The sequence below is a fragment of the Bacillus sp. ISO11 genome, assembly GCF_003458115.1.
Classification (GTDB): Bacteria; Bacillota; Bacilli; order Bacillales; family Bacillaceae_G; genus Bacillus_A; species Bacillus_A cereus.
Genome location: NZ_QXCO01000007.1, coordinates 13,561 through 28,929, shown reverse-complemented (window position 1 = coordinate 28,929; position 15,369 = coordinate 13,561). Strand labels below are relative to the sequence as shown.

Genomic DNA, 15,369 nt, shown 5'->3' with positions numbered 1-15,369 from the left:
AAGGAAGGATTGCAATGTCAAGTAAAGATAAAAACTTAACCCCTGTACAACAGGAATACAAAAAATTTGAGCAAGAACGCGAACCGAAACGCCCTGTTCTAAAAAATTGTTTAAAGGCCTTTTTCGTTGGTGGTTTTATCTGCCTAATCGGGCAACTGATATCAACTTTTTATATTACGTATTTCGATTTTACCGAACGCTCAGCAGGAAATCCAACAGTCGCAACTCTTATTTTTATCTCAATGTTGCTAACCGGATTCGGTGTATACGATCGTCTCGGTCAGTTTGCAGGCGCTGGAACAGCTGTACCTGTCACTGGATTTGGTAACTCTGTTATCTCCGCGTGTATTGAACACCGAACGGAAGGTTTTGTACTCGGTGTCGGCGGTAATATGTTTAAACTAGCTGGTTCTGTTATTTTATTTGGTGTATTTTCCGCTTTCGTCATCGCACTTATTAAAACTATTCTCGTTCAATGGGGAGGGCTATAAATGTTACAAGGACACCGAACGTGGGTATTTGAAAACAAACCAGTCATTATTTCAACAGGGGTTGTCGGTGGACCATTTGAAGCAAAGGGGAACATCCCAGAAGACTTCGATATCCTTCATGAAGATTTATGGCTCGGACAAGATTCCTATGAAAAAGCACATAAGATTTTATTCGAAGAAGCTTGTAGTCGCGCTACTGAAAAAGCAGAACTTCGTAAAGATGATATTCAATTCGTACTCGCAGGAGATTTAATTAATCAAATTACTCCAACAAGCTTTGCTTGCCGCACACTTGGGACTCCTTATCTCGGATTATTCGGGGCTTGCTCTACTTCTATGGAAGGTTTAGCACTTGGGGCAAGTATCGTAAATGCAAAAGGTGCAAAATATTTATTAACTGGAGCTTCAAGCCATAATACAGCTGTAGAAAAACAGTTCCGCTACCCTACCGAATACGGTGGACAAAAGCCGCCTACTGCACAGTGGACAGTAACCGGAGCAGGAGCCGCTATTTTAAGCGATACTGGACACGGTCCAAGAGTAACCTCTGCAACAATCGGCCGAGTGGTTGATATGGGATTAACGGATCCGTTTAATATGGGAGGCGCAATGGCTCCAGCTGCAGTTGATACAATTGAAGCCCATTTACGTGAACGTCAAATTGATGCCTCTTACTACGATTTAATCGTAACAGGCGATCTCGGACATGTAGGACGCGAAATTGCTTATGACTTACTACATAAACACGGAACGAAAGTAACGAGCGAACAATTTCAAGATTGCGGAATTATCATTTATAGAGAAGGACAACCTGTCATAGCTGGTGCTAGCGGACCTGGATGTTCTGCAACAGTCGTGTACGGTCATTTATTAAACCGAATGAAAAGAGGAGAGTTCAAAAAAATACTTGTCGTTGCGACAGGCGCTTTACTATCTCCACTTACATTCCAACAAGAAGAAACGATTCCGTGTATCGCTCACGCCGTTTCGATTGAATTTGGAGGTGCAACGCAATGATTTTTTTCTGGGCTTTCGTCATTGGCGGACTCATATGTGTAATCGGCCAACTTATGTTTGATGTCGGCAAACTAACACCTGCTCATACAATGGCAACACTCGTTGTTGCTGGAGCTATATTAGATGGATTTAATTTGTATGAGCCATTAATTGATTTCGCTGGAGCCGGGGCAACTGTACCTATTACAAGCTTTGGTAATGCCCTCGTTCATGGCGCAATGGAAGAAGCTGCAAAACATGGCATCGTTGGCGTTATTACCGGCATGTTTAAAGTAACGAGCGCCGGTGTATCAGCGGCTATTATTTTCGGCTTCATTGGAGCATTGTTATTCAAACCGAAAGGATAAGAGGTGTTTATATGACTGTTATCGCTAGCGTAAAAACTTGCCTTGCTAGTGTAAGGGGCGCTCAAGCAAGTTTAAGCTCCCTTTCATTAAATTCACAAGACGAAGAATCAAAACGCGTATTTCATGAATGTATGTTAGAAATGGACAGCGTCATCGCTGATTTAAAGGATAGAATTTCAGTATTAGAACGTGAAGAACCTCAATATAAAGGGTTTTAAGTAGACTGGAGGAAACGACTATGTCTCACCTGCCGGAATGGACACTTGTCATTCTTCGCTCTGTATTCATATTAATTATTTTATTCGCTATTACGAAATGGTTAGGGAAAAGACAAATCTCTCAGCTTTCCTTTTTTGAATACATAGCCGGAATGACGATTGGTGACATCGCTGCCCAAGTATCTACAGGGCTCGATTCAAAATTTTTTCACGGCGTCTTTGCGATACTCATTTTCGCTGTGGTACCTTTTTTAACAGGAATCCTCTCTTTAAAGAACAAAACAGCTCGGGACTTCTTTGAAGGGAAATCTACCGTATTAATAAAAGACGGAAAGATACTCGAAGATAACTTAAAGAAAGAAAAATATACGAGTGACGAATTACTGGAACTTCTCCGTGGAAAAAGTGCGTTCAGCGTAGCTGAAGTCGAATTTGCTGTCTTAGAACCGAGCGGAGAATTAAATGTATTATTAAAGAAAGATTCCCAGCCACTTACAGCAAAAGATATCGGTTTAAAAGTACCAAACGAGAAAGAACCACAAACTGTTATTATGGATGGAAATGTACTAGATGAACCTCTTTCAGCAAGCGGACATAACCGCGCTTGGCTACATTCAGAATTAGAAAAACTCGGTGTTGTTATTGAAAATGTCTTCCTCGGTCAAGTGGATTCATACGGACAACTTACTATCGACATTTACAATGACAAACTCCAAATGCCTTCTCCTCAAAACAAACCTTTATTATTAGCATCTTTAAAAAAATGTCATGCTGATCTTGAACTATTTTCCCTAGAAACAAAGTCGAAATCAGCAAGCGAAATGTATAGTAAAAACGCGAAACAAATCGAAAAGATTTTAAATAAAGTAACCTATCTTTTAAAAGACTAATTATCGAAAGAACGCTTCAGTTAAAAGGCGTTCTTTTCTTTTTTCTCCAGTTTTCATAACGTTTAAATTTATGTAATTCGGTTATGATGTTGAAGATACATAAGCAGGGAATTTCGGAAACATAGCGAATATTTCATGGTACAACTACATATTTTTTTGATTTAAAGTGGTTTCGTTTGACCTTTATTGACCATAATTGTATTATAAGACTAAGAAAGCTTTATAAGGAGGAAATAACAGATGAATTTAATTCCTACAGTAATTGAACAAACAAATCGTGGAGAACGCGCTTACGATATTTACTCTCGACTATTAAAAGACCGCATCATTATGCTTGGTAGTGCAATTGATGACAACGTAGCTAACTCAATCGTTTCCCAGCTTTTATTCTTGGAATCTCAAGATCCAGAAAAAGATATTCACATCTACATCAACAGCCCTGGTGGTTCTATCACAGCAGGTATGGCAATCTATGATACAATGCAGTTTATTAAACCACAAGTATCAACAATCTGTATCGGTATGGCAGCATCTATGGGTGCATTCTTACTTGCAGCAGGTGAAAAAGGAAAACGTTATGCACTTCCAAACAGTGAAGTAATGATTCACCAACCACTTGGCGGAGCACAAGGTCAAGCGACTGAAATCGAAATCGCTGCAAAACGTATCCTATTCTTACGTGAAAAACTAAACCAAATTCTTGCTGACCGCACTGGTCAACCACTTGAAGTACTACAACGCGACACAGACCGCGACAACTTCATGACAGCAGAAAAAGCTTTAGAATACGGTTTAATCGATAAAATCTTTACAAATCGTTAATAACTAAAAGCGGAGGCGGCTCGTTCAGCTCTGACTGGCTAAGGTTCTTTCGCATAAAAGGCGCTTTTTGCCTTCTTATGCGGAAGGTTCTTAGACACGAAGAGCTAGCCGCTGGAGCTGGATATACTAAAAGCGAAAGCGGCTCGTTTAGAATCGCAGGGTGTTGGAGCCCCTGATTCCGAGGCGCTTTTTTATTATCATGCACCTCCGTATGGATACCCATCCTGGTATTCACCTAAATATATCAGCGATTTTTCAAATATATCGACCGCAACTCCGATTATATCGGCGATTATTTTAATATATCGACGTTTCGACATAACTTATCGACTTACCGACAATTCTCGACAAGCACGTACCCCTTAAATACCCCTCCTCGCTAATTCGCACAGACAACAAAAAAGCTATCGCATATACGCGATAGCTTTTTATTGTACATATGCAGCTAATGCTTCTAAAGCCTCTTCTGCATCTGAACCTTCTGTTGTAATTGTTATCATGCTTCCAGTTCCAATTGCTAAGCTCATAATCCCCATTATGCTCTTTGCATTTACTGTCTTTCCATCTTTCTCGATGAAGATATCTGCATGAAAGCGATTTGCCTCTTGTACAAACAACGCAGCCGGACGTGCTTGTAAACCGTTTTTTAATGAAACCTGAACTCTTTTTTGAACCACAGCTCCATTTCCCCTTTAACCTCTTATTTTTTTGCTACCGTTTCCCCCGCGCGTAATTTCTCTGCAATTTCATCGATTTTACGCAAACGATGATTAATACCCGACTTACTAATCTTCCCCCCGGATACCATCTCACCTAACTCTTTCAATGTTACATCTTGATAATCTCTTCGTAATTGTGCAATCTCTTGTAGTTTATCCGGCAATATATCAAGACCAACTGTCTCATCAATGTAACGAATATTTTCAATCTGCCTTAGTGCTGCACCAATTGTTTTATTTAAATTAGCTGTTTCGCAGTTCACTAAACGATTTACAGAATTACGCATATCACGTACGATTCGAATATCTTCAAATCTTAAAAGTGCATTATGAGCACCTATAATATTTAAAAACTCTGTAATTTTTTCTGCTTCTTTCAAATACGTAATGTACCCTTTTCTTCTCTCCAGCGTCTTACTATTTAAATCAAATCCGTTCATCAGTTCACATATAGCATCATTATGTTCCTTATATAACGAAAAGATTTCTAAATGATAAGATGATGTTTCTGGGTTATTTACTGAACCACCTGCTAAAAATGCTCCGCGTAAATACGATCGTTTACAACATTTCTTCTCAATCAGTTCTTGTGATATATTTCGAATAAATGAAAAGTCATCTCGAACGATATGAAGATCAGCTAATATTTCGCGAGACTTCTCAACAAGCCGCACAATATATACATTATTTTTCTTCAATCGCATTTTTTTACGAACAAGTAATTCTACCGTCACGTCATATCCTTTTTTCAAAAGCGTATAAATCCTTCTTGCAATTGCCGCATTTTCCGTTTGAATATCGATAGATAGACGACGGTTTGAAAAAGAAAGCGACCCGTTCATTCGAAGTAGCGCTGATAATTCTGCTTTCTCACAGCATTCCTTCATCTCAAGATTCGTCAACTCTTTCTTTGTTTCTGATGCAAATGACACAGTCAACACCTCCTTATACGATTATTGCGGAACAAAATTCTTGTCCTATATGAATGAGGAGCGCTACCTCAAACGAGGCAACGCATATTTATAACAATGAATATAAAATCGAAGCTAACTTTAACGTATCATGCCTTACAACATGATCATCATACTTCGCTAATCCCTCTTGAATAACATCAATATTATTTTCAACAAAACGTTCTTCATCCACTACAACTGGTGTAGACATTTCTTCATCATATAACTTACGCAATTCACAAGGAATCTCACGGTTATTTACAATTGCAGTATTGATAAATGGTTGCCCTAAATGATCGTGTAACGCCTGCACATGATCAAAAGCAGTATATCCCATCGTTTCACCCGCTTGTGTCATAACGTTACATACATATACCTTCTTCGCCTTTGCAGCAAGAACAGCGTCTCCAATTTTGTTAACAACTAAATTGGGCAATATACTCGTATACAAACTGCCAGGACCGAAAACAAGTAAATCAGCTCGTTTAATCTCAGCCAACGTTTCATGCAATGGCTCTACATCTTCTGGAGTTAAAAAGACGCGATTAATCTTCTTTCCGTAATAAGGAATCTTTGATTCACCTGTTACAATTTCCCCATCTTCAAGTTCCGCATGAAGTACCGCACTTTGATTCGCTGCTGGTAATACACGTCCTCTGACATTTAATACTTTACTTGTTTCCGTAATTGCATGGAAAAAGTCTCCTGTAATCGAGGTCATACCTGCCAACAATAGATTTCCTAACGCATGACCTTTCAGTCCGTCTCCTGTTGTGAAACGGTGCTGAAATAAAGCTTCCACCAGTGGCTCTACATCCGATAACGCAACAAGTACGTTACGGATGTCACCTGGAGGTGGAATTTCTAGCTCATCACGTAATCTACCCGAACTACCACCATCATCAGCGATTGTAACAACTGCTGTAATATCAACAGGATATTGCTTTAATCCTCTTAATAAAACAGAGAGTCCAGTTCCGCCTCCCATGATGACAATTTTAGGCTTTCTCTCTTTTTTCATCCCTTAATGGCCCTTTCTCTTCTCCACATCACGATGAGATACATGAACACTATACTCTGGTTTCAAATGTTTCCCAAGGTATTCTGTAAGCGTAACAGAACGATGCTGTCCACCTGTACATCCAATTGCAATTACAAGTTGACTTTTGCCTTCTCTTTTATAATGAGGCAGCATGAAAGTAATCAGATCCGTCAACTTCTCTAAAAACTTATGTGTCTCATTAAATTTCAGTACATACGAAGAAACTTCTTCATCTAGTCCTGTTAATGGCTTCATGTGTGGAATGTAATATGGATTTGGTAAAAAACGAACATCAAATACTAAATCTGCATCAATTGGAATACCGTACTTAAATCCAAATGACATAACATTTACACGAAATGCTTGCTCAGTTTCTGTTGAGAACAAGTGAACAATTTTTTCACGTAATTCTTTCGGTTTTAAATCCGATGTATCAAGCACAATATTCGCTCGTGCCTTCATATCTGTTAATAAATTGCGCTCTGCTTCGATTCCCTTTAACGGCAAACCAGTTGGTGCAAGTGGATGCGAACGTCTCGTTTCTTTATAACGAGTTACAAGCGTACTATCTTTCGCATCTAAAAATAAAATATGAGGAATAATCCATGTACGTTCTGATAAATCATCAAGTGCTCCCCATAAATGTTCGAAAAACTCTCGGCCACGTAAATCAATACCAAGTGCCACTTTATTCATTTTCCCTTTTGAATCCGCCATAAGCTCAATAAACTTTGGCAATAACATCGGTGGTAAATTATCTACACAAAAATATCCTAAATCTTCAAAACTTTGTAAAGCTACTGTTTTTCCAGCTCCAGACATCCCTGTAATAATTACCATTTTTATATCATTATTCTCTGTCATCGTATCCTCTCCTTGACGGTTTAACTCGGATCTAATCGATATGAAAGCAACTCAAAATCTGGGGTATATACAAATGTACCGTAGATTATGCCATTTCCTTTAATTAAATAATCAATAATGTGATAATCTCCTGGCGCCATTGCTAAATCATCAATTTTATCAAATGTATGCCAACCAATGATGCCTTCTTCGCTCTCTAGTTTGTTTTCTCCTGCAAAATCTGTCGCTAAAAAGGAGAACATCATCCATTCAGAAACAACTTTATCACCTTCTTGGATGACAAAGGTGAAGACCCCCTTTAACGCTGGGTTTTTCAAATAAATACCTGTTTCTTCGCGATATTCGCGAACAACGGAATCTCTTACAGTCTCACCACGCTCCATTTTCCCGCCTGGTGCAACCCACCAATTCCGGCGAGGTTTTTGGAGTAAGAGTACTTCATTATCTCTAATTAACACACAGTTTGTCACTCTTTGCATGTTTCTTCACCTCAGCTACTTGCAGTAAAATTCCTCACTGCATACTTCTTTCATTATACTATCAAAAACAGTTTGCTACAACGAAGGAGCCAGTCCTCTTTCGCTAAGCATATGCTACTCAGCAATTTTAAAAAAGCTTTCTATAACAAGCAATGTAAATGCTTATACTTTTAATGAATAGCATGAAAAATCCCCTTAACGCTTTTTATCGCCAAGGGGATTAAAGTACTTATTTCTTACCGAAATAAGTAACAATCGCAAATCCTAAAATAAAGGTAATGATTGAACTTATAATTGAAAATCCACCAGTCGGAATCCCAGGGAATACAATTACAATCGAACCGATTACAAGTCCAATAATTGCCGCAAATGTCATACTTTTATAACGATCTAATAAAAAACTAATGCCTTTACTACTTACAACAAATCCAACCATAACACCAGCACCGATAACCACGATTAAAGGTAAGTTAAGTGTAGTTAAAGCGTTAATTGCTGTTGGATACACACCAATAATTAATAAAATAAACGATCCACTAATCCCAGGAAGCAGCATTGCCATACTAGCCATCCATCCTGCGAAAAATAAACCAATTGCATTTAAAATTGTTAAAGTCGTAATTGGATCTGCTGCCTTATCTGGTTTAAAGAAAGCTGTAATCGCAACAAGAATTGCTGCAACTATTAATAAAACGATGTGCTTACCTTTAAACGACGACTTTGCATCAGCTTCCCTCATTAACATCGGTAATATACTAATAATTAAACCGAGGAAGAAAAATTGAGTCGGTTCATAATGATTTGCAAGTAAATATTTAATAACGTGACTTAACGTTAAAAATGCCGCTGCCACACCAGCTGCAAGGGGAATTAAAAATCCTAAATGTTTTTTCCATTCACGACTAAAGAATCCACTAATTGCCGCAAGCAATTGTTCATAAATCCCTAACACAACAGCGATTGTACCGCCGCTCACACCAGGAATTAAATCACTAACGCCCATACAAAATCCACGATATATATTACGCCATTCCATACTGAATAAATTCCTCATTTCTTATAGTGATTTTTTCCGTAAAGTCCAGTATATCAATAAGAAAGCTTATAATCCTTATATTTTTTGACAAAACTTTGACATTTTCACACAAAAAAAGAAGAAAGCTCCTGTCGGTAGCTTTCTTCTCACAAGGTATATTATCCCTTATTTTTCTGATACAGTTTTTAATTCCTCTAATAATTCTTCTACGTAATGTTGTGCACTTTGCGCTGCAATACTACCGTCACCTGTTGCAGTTACAATTTGACGAAGCATTTTTTCACGAACATCACCAGCTGCGAAAATACCAGGGATTTTCGTTTCCATACGCTCGTTCGTTTCAAGGTAACCATTTTCATTTGTAATACCTAGTTCAACAAATGGTTTTGATAAAGGTAACATACCGATGTATACAAATACGCCGTCAGTTTTGACTTCTTTCTCTTCTCCACTATTTACGTCCACAAGTGTTACACTTCCTACTTTACCACTTGCTTCGTTGATTTCTTTTATAGTGTGATTCCAAATGAAATCTACTTTTTCGTTTTGGAAAGCACGGTCTTGTAAAATTTTCTGTGCACGAAGCGTGTCACGACGGTGAACGATCGTTACTTTTGATGCGAAGCGTGTTAAGAACACACCCTCTTCAACAGCAGAATCTCCGCCACCAATTACGATAAGCTCTTTTCCTTTAAAGAATGCTCCGTCACATACTGCACAATATGATACACCGCGGCCGCCAAGTTCTGTTTCACCCGGTACACCAATTTTTTTATACTCTGCACCGCTTGCAACGATAATTGCACGTGCTTTATATTCTTTTTTACCAGCAATAATTGTTTTGTATTCTTTACCATCGATGACTTTTTTCACATCACCGTATGCATATTCAGCACCAAATTTCTTCGCATGCTCAAACATTTTATTTGATAAATCTGGTCCTAAAATAGACTCATAACCTGGGTAGTTTTCTACATCTTCCGTGTTTGCCATTTGGCCACCTGGAATACCTCGCTCAAGCATTAATGTGCTTAAATTTGCACGAGATGTATATACTGCAGCTGTCATACCAGCTGGTCCTGCACCAATAATAACGACATCATAAATTTTTTCTTCTGACACACTATTCACTCCTATCCATTCCTACACAATTAAGTTACCCTCATTATACTGTTAGCATCATTTTTTTCCCAATGATTTGCTTATCTTATGTGTGCGTACGCTTAACAGCTTGCACATACTTTCGGACAGTCGCTACAGATACATTATATACATCTCCAAGCTCCGACTGTGTCATTTTATTTCCTTGTTCGCCGCGTACAATGTATTCAATCGCAGCTGACCAGCCGTACACATTTGTAAATATGTCTCCAGATGTATATAAACGTATGAACGTACAAAACCAAAAGTGTAAACACTCTTCGATTAATTCATCATCTTTTTTCGTATAATTGTATAATGCATCCGCAATTCTCGCGCACTGCTCAAATTGCTGTAAATCAGCTGGAATACTCTTATGACTATTAAGTAAAAAGAAGTACTTTGCAAGTTGCGATACGATGGGAACACCGTTCTTCGCTTGCGTTATATCAAAGAAGAATCCAACCTTCTCCGGCGTTGACAATTCATTCATTAAATATAAAGCTAGCATTTGTTCTTCTAGCGTCGCACTTTGCTGAAATGATTTTCGTAATTCTTCAAATAACACATTTTGCCCTTCATCTGCTAAATTCAGCGCATTCCACGGTTCTTTTCCCTTTTTATCAGGATGTAATTCCACGACATATTGCCACATTTTTTCAGCTAGTTGCTGGTCTTTCACCATATACGCAGAATATGCAAACCAATAATAAAAACTAACGTCTCCCTCATATCCTTGACGCTTTAATAGTTTGAACCACTTATATGCATGCTCGAAATAACCAATTGTTGCGAGTGTAGTTCCCAGTTTCAAACGATGTTCAAATGAAATCGGATATACCGAAACTAGCTGTCCCGCTAATGCCTCTACTTGTTTATGCTCTCCAATTGAATATAGAAAAATAAGCGTATTACAAAGCGCATGTATATTACCAGGGTTTTTCTCTAAAATCATTTCTGTTAACTTCAGTGCTTTGTCTACATTACCAGATTGAAAATGTGCAATGGCTAAATTATTATGACCTGACCAAAATTCCGGATAATCTTTCGTAACAATTTCTAATGTAGCAATTGCTTCTTCCAATTGTCCATTACGAATATAGCGATTCGCTTCTTCCTGCATAACAATTAAATCATCTTCATCTTCAATCTCTTCCGCACCCATTGCTTCTTCTTCCATAATCTCAAGAAGTTCTAATGTATCTTCTACGAATTCCTTCTCTTTTGCAACTTCTAAATAACGATCTGCATATTTCTTCGCCTGTTGAAATAACCCCATATATGCATAATTATTTGCAATAAAATAATAGCACTGTTCAAGTTCTGGATTAGATCTAACTAACTTTAAGAAGATTTGATTCGATTCTTGATATTCACCAGCCTCAGATAATACTGATGCTAATTGACATAAAATAAACGGCTCCTTCTCACTTTGTGCCGCTCTTCGAAAATATTTAATTGCATCTTGCAATTTTTGTCCTTTGTAAGCTCTCATCCCTTTTTTATAAAAGAAGTCCGCTAATTGATTAAAAGAGATAACTTGTCCGTTCTCCTTATATATCCTTTGATTTTTCCCCATATATCCTCCAGTTTTTTGTTTTCTTCGTTCACACATTCTTCTATCTATAAGTATAAACGATTCCGTAAAAAACAAAACAGTATATTATACTCAATTATTTCCTTTTTATTCATAAAAAAAGAGGAGAAATGTTACATTTTCACCATGAACCTTCTCTTGCGGTCATTTGCTCTTTCGTATAAATAATACGCATTGGATTTCCACCTACGAAAGCACCGCTCGGTACATCTCTATGAACAAGTGTGCCAGCTGAGACAGTCGCACCGTCTCCAATGTTCACACCTGGTAATATTGTTACATTCGCTCCAATCATTACTTCATTTCCAATGACGATTTCGCCAAGTCGATATTCACGAATTAAATATTCATGTGCTAAAAGCGTTGTGTTATAGCCAATAATCGAATTCTCTCCCACAGTTATCTTTTCTGGGAACATAATATCCGGCATTACCATAAGCGCAAATGATGTTTTCTTTCCTACTTTCATCCGTAAAAAAGTGCGGTACAACCAATTTTTTACGGATAAAAATGGCGTGTAACGCGCAATTTGGATAATAATAAAGTTTTTCATTACCTTCCAAAAAGACACTGTTTTATACACATTCCATAACGAATTTTCTCCTGAAACAGGATAGCGCGTTGTCCGTCGCACTTAGCTCGCTCCTCTACTAACTTACTTGGACCTTTATGAACGGTTCATATTAGACAAAATCGGTAGCAAATCACTCATTTTATCTAACATAAAGTCTGGCTTGTAAGCTTCTAAATACGCTCTACCTTTCAGCGTCCATGAAACCGCAGCTGTTTTCGTCCCCGCATTTTGACCACCGACAATATCATGATGATTATCCCCAACCATCAATGCCTCTTCTGGTTTTGCATCTAATAATTCAAGCGCTTTTTGAAGTGGCTCCGGATGTGGTTTCACATGCTCTACATCATCAATTGTCACGACAACATCAAAAAATTCATCAAGCTTTGACAACTGTAATCCCATCTCAACGGTTTGTCTCGCTTTCGTTGTAACAATACCAACTTTATAACCTTGCTTCTTCAACTCTCGAACTGTTTCATATACAGTTTCATATTCTTCTACTAATTCATCATGATGATCATGGTTAAATTTCCGATAGCTAGTAATCATCTCTTCAACCTTACTTTCATCAATCTTGCTGAAAGTATCATGCAAAGATGGACCGATAAATGGCAACACATCTTCACGCTTATATTGATTTGGATAATATGTATTTAAAGTATGTAAAAACGAAGAAATAATAAGTTCATTTGTATTAATTAAAGTTCCATCTAAATCAAATAACACGGTATTTATTCTCATCGCCTTAGTCCTTTCGCCTTCCTGAATATGAAAGAAGCAGCATCTTATAATAAGATGCTACTTGTCTCTAATTTTCTAAATATCTTTTATCAGCTTGCCCCATTTTTCGTCTCACAATAATGAAAATAATAGAAATAACAACAAGTCCAATTGACATTACTTGTGCAATACGAAGTGGTCCTAGCATTAAACTATCTGTACGTAAGCCTTCTACGAAGAAGCGTCCTACTGAATACCAAATTAAATATGTGAAGAATAACTCCCCGCGACGTAAATTCACTTTTCTTAATGCAAGTAGTAAAATTACGCCTGCAAAATTCCATAATGATTCATATAAAAACGTCGGATGATAGTACACACCCTCAATATACATTTGATTAATAATGAAATCTGGTAAATGAAGACCTTCTAAAAACTGTCTCGTTACTTCATCACCATGCGCCTCTTGGTTCATAAAGTTTCCCCATCGGCCAATTGCTTGTCCTAGTAAAATACTTGGTGCAGCAATATCTGCCAACTTCCAGAAGGAAACCCCGCGTCGTTTCGCAAAAAGAACACCTGTAATAACAGCCCCGATTAAACCACCATGAATCGCCAAACCACCTTGACGAATATTAATAATTTGACTCGGATTTTGTGCGTAATATTCCCATTCAAAAATAACATAGTACATTCTCGCAAAAAGAATAGCGATCGGTACTGCAATTAATACAAGGTCAACAAATGTATCTTTTGGAATACCTAGCCTTTCTCCCTCGCGAGTTGCCAGCCAAAGACCTAATAGTACACCTGTACCGATAATAATCCCGTACCAATACACAGGAAACGGCCCAAGTTGGATAGCTACACGGTCAAGCTGTGGTACAGAAGCTAACAGCATATGTATATGACCTCCCTCTCCAAAGTTTACTCCTGATTTCCTAACTCAATTGCACTCATTAATCGTTCAGAGAACTGCTGTGCTGCATTGACTCCCATACGTTTTAAACGGAAGTTCATCGCTGCTACTTCAATAATAACAGCCAAGTTTCGACCAGGACGAACTGGAAGTGTAATCTTCGTAAGCTCTGTATCAATAATTTTCATCTTCTCTTCATCAAGACCTAAGCGATCGTAATTTTTCTTTTGATCCCAAATTTCAAGATTAATAACAAGTGTAATACGCTTATAATTTCGTACTGCCCCTGCACCGAATAACGTCATAACGTTAATAATACCTAGACCACGAATTTCTAATAAATGCTCGATTAAATCTGGTGAACTTCCGACTAACATGTCTTCATCTTCTTGACGAATTTCCACACTATCATCCGCAACAAGACGGTGACCACGCTTTACAAGCTCAAGAGCTGTCTCACTTTTACCAACACCACTTTGACCTGTAATTAAAACACCAACGCCGTAAATATCTACTAACACACCATGCACAGCTGTTGTTGGTGCTAACTTACCTTCTAAATAGTTTGTTAAACGACTTGATAATCTCGTTGTCGTTTGAGAAGAACGTAATAAAGGCATACCTGATTCACGTGATGCTTGTAATAACTCATCTGGTACATCTTGATTACGAGTTACAATAATACATGGCGTCTCCTCAGTACAAAGCGCTTTCATTCTCTCTTGTTTTTGCTCTGACGTTAACGTGTCAAAGAAAGTAAGCTCCGTTTTACCAAGAAGCTGCACACGATCTGCTGGATAATATGTAAAAAACCCTGCCATTTCAATTCCAGGTCGTGATAAATCACTTGTATCAATTGGACGATGAATACCTTCTTCACCACTGATTAACTCCAATTGAAATTGTTCAATTAAATCTTTTGTCCTTACTTTCGGCATATGTATAAACCTCCACTCCGCTGCGGGTTCAGTCTCGTTTGATGTAAAATTCCATTCTATCGGATATTGTACCATTTTTTTCTGAAAACAAGAAATACGGTTTCTAATAAATAGAAAAAAACATTTCATACGAATAATGAAATGTTTTTCTTTTTGTCACTTTCTCTTTTTTTCATATAGAGGCTCAACAATTGCCTTTTCAATTATCATATTAAAAATTGAAATACAAATTGCCGCAACAATCGCTACACCAAATCCTGATATATTAAAAGCATCTCCTAATAATGAATCTGCTATTTTTAACGTAATCGCATTAATAACAATTAAGAAGAAGCCGAAAGTTACAACAGTAATTGGTAGCGTAATTAAAATTAAAAATGGCTTTACGAACACATTTAAAACCGCCAATATAATACTCGCAATAATTGCAGTTTGTATATTTGCTACGTAAAATGCATCTGGTGCAATCCCTTTTAAAAGTCCCGATACAGCGATTAACACAACGCTATTTACAAGAAGTGATACAATCCATCTCATTTCGTTACACATCCTTTTAAACATATATATTTCATCATACGCTAATAGATAAGAAACGCAAGT

19 protein-coding genes are annotated in these 15,369 nt (G+C 37.7%); 6 read left to right on the top strand and 13 right to left on the bottom strand.

From position 1 onward, the window contains the following. Positions 1–14: 14 nt before the first annotated feature. From spoVAC to clpP, 6 genes are all read left to right on the top strand, one after another. A complete protein-coding gene (spoVAC, locus tag D1166_RS09265) occupies positions 15–491 on the top strand; it encodes a stage V sporulation protein AC (protein WP_000095408.1) in 477 nt (158 codons plus the stop codon). After that, the gene (gene spoVAD / locus D1166_RS09260; protein ID WP_000938972.1) at positions 492–1,508 is read left to right on the top strand and encodes a stage V sporulation protein AD; all 1,017 of its coding nucleotides are present in this window, start codon (positions 492–494) and stop codon (positions 1,506–1,508) included. Then, positions 1,505–1,855, top strand: coding sequence for a stage V sporulation protein AE (gene spoVAE, locus D1166_RS09255; protein WP_000575919.1), 351 nt, complete (start codon positions 1,505–1,507; stop codon positions 1,853–1,855). Before spoVAD ends, spoVAE begins: the two co-directional genes overlap by 4 nt. An 11-nt stretch (positions 1,856–1,866) precedes the next feature. Beyond that, entirely contained in the window at positions 1,867–2,073 is a 207-nt protein-coding gene (locus D1166_RS09250; protein ID WP_000215909.1) for a DUF1657 domain-containing protein, read from the top strand. 20 nt (positions 2,074–2,093) lie between these two features. Next, on the top strand, positions 2,094–2,963 hold the full coding sequence (locus D1166_RS09245; RefSeq protein WP_000018924.1) for a DUF421 domain-containing protein: 870 nt from the start codon (positions 2,094–2,096) through the stop codon (positions 2,961–2,963). A 240-nt stretch (positions 2,964–3,203) separates the two neighbouring features. Beyond that, the gene (gene clpP / locus D1166_RS09240) at positions 3,204–3,785 is read left to right on the top strand and encodes an ATP-dependent Clp endopeptidase proteolytic subunit ClpP (protein ID WP_001049162.1); all 582 of its coding nucleotides are present in this window, start codon (positions 3,204–3,206) and stop codon (positions 3,783–3,785) included. A 428-nt stretch (positions 3,786–4,213) separates the two neighbouring features. On the opposite strand, the gene D1166_RS09230 is transcribed toward clpP, so the two are convergent. From D1166_RS09230 to D1166_RS09170, 13 genes are all read right to left on the bottom strand, one after another. Further along, a complete protein-coding gene (locus D1166_RS09230; protein ID WP_000250307.1) occupies positions 4,214–4,462 on the bottom strand; it encodes an HPr family phosphocarrier protein in 249 nt (82 codons plus the stop codon). A gap of 23 nt (positions 4,463–4,485) precedes the next feature. Then, positions 4,486–5,436, bottom strand: a complete 951-nt coding sequence (gene whiA / locus D1166_RS09225; RefSeq protein WP_000006560.1) for a DNA-binding protein WhiA — start codon at positions 5,434–5,436, stop codon at positions 4,486–4,488. An 88-nt stretch (positions 5,437–5,524) separates the two neighbouring features. Then, positions 5,525–6,478 (bottom strand): gluconeogenesis factor YvcK family protein, encoded by a 954-nt coding sequence (locus D1166_RS09220; RefSeq protein WP_000712186.1) that lies wholly within the window; start codon positions 6,476–6,478, stop codon positions 5,525–5,527. Positions 6,479–6,481: 3 nt separating this feature from the next. Beyond that, entirely contained in the window at positions 6,482–7,363 is an 882-nt protein-coding gene (rapZ, locus tag D1166_RS09215) for an RNase adapter RapZ (protein WP_000138459.1), read from the bottom strand. 20 nt (positions 7,364–7,383) lie between these two features. After that, entirely contained in the window at positions 7,384–7,842 is a 459-nt protein-coding gene (locus tag D1166_RS09210) for an NUDIX hydrolase (protein WP_001190080.1), read from the bottom strand. A 229-nt stretch (positions 7,843–8,071) separates the two neighbouring features. Next, a complete protein-coding gene (locus D1166_RS09205; RefSeq protein WP_000455196.1) occupies positions 8,072–8,878 on the bottom strand; it encodes a DUF368 domain-containing protein in 807 nt (268 codons plus the stop codon). 165 nt (positions 8,879–9,043) lie between these two features. Then, positions 9,044–10,000 (bottom strand): thioredoxin-disulfide reductase, encoded by a 957-nt coding sequence (gene trxB, locus D1166_RS09200; protein ID WP_001288079.1) that lies wholly within the window; start codon positions 9,998–10,000, stop codon positions 9,044–9,046. An 85-nt stretch (positions 10,001–10,085) separates the two neighbouring features. Then, the gene (locus D1166_RS09195) at positions 10,086–11,597 is read right to left on the bottom strand and encodes a tetratricopeptide repeat protein (RefSeq protein ID WP_000517720.1); all 1,512 of its coding nucleotides are present in this window, start codon (positions 11,595–11,597) and stop codon (positions 10,086–10,088) included. Between the two features lie 139 nt (positions 11,598–11,736). Next, positions 11,737–12,249 (bottom strand): acyltransferase, encoded by a 513-nt coding sequence (locus tag D1166_RS09190; RefSeq protein WP_001255073.1) that lies wholly within the window; start codon positions 12,247–12,249, stop codon positions 11,737–11,739. 33 nt (positions 12,250–12,282) lie between these two features. Next, positions 12,283–12,933 carry a pyrophosphatase PpaX gene (ppaX, locus tag D1166_RS09185; protein ID WP_002097946.1) on the bottom strand — a complete coding sequence of 217 codons (651 nt, stop codon included), beginning with the start codon at positions 12,931–12,933 and terminating at the stop codon, positions 12,283–12,285. Positions 12,934–13,000: 67 nt separating this feature from the next. After that, a complete protein-coding gene (gene lgt / locus D1166_RS09180) occupies positions 13,001–13,813 on the bottom strand; it encodes a prolipoprotein diacylglyceryl transferase (RefSeq protein WP_000922850.1) in 813 nt (270 codons plus the stop codon). Positions 13,814–13,839: 26 nt separating this feature from the next. Further along, positions 13,840–14,769: an HPr(Ser) kinase/phosphatase gene (hprK, locus tag D1166_RS09175; protein ID WP_001127250.1), complete on the bottom strand. Its 930-nt coding sequence runs from the start codon at positions 14,767–14,769 to the stop codon at positions 13,840–13,842. A 156-nt stretch (positions 14,770–14,925) separates the two neighbouring features. Beyond that, positions 14,926–15,306 carry a phage holin family protein gene (locus tag D1166_RS09170; protein WP_001267308.1) on the bottom strand — a complete coding sequence of 127 codons (381 nt, stop codon included), beginning with the start codon at positions 15,304–15,306 and terminating at the stop codon, positions 14,926–14,928. Positions 15,307–15,369 lie beyond the last annotated feature (63 nt).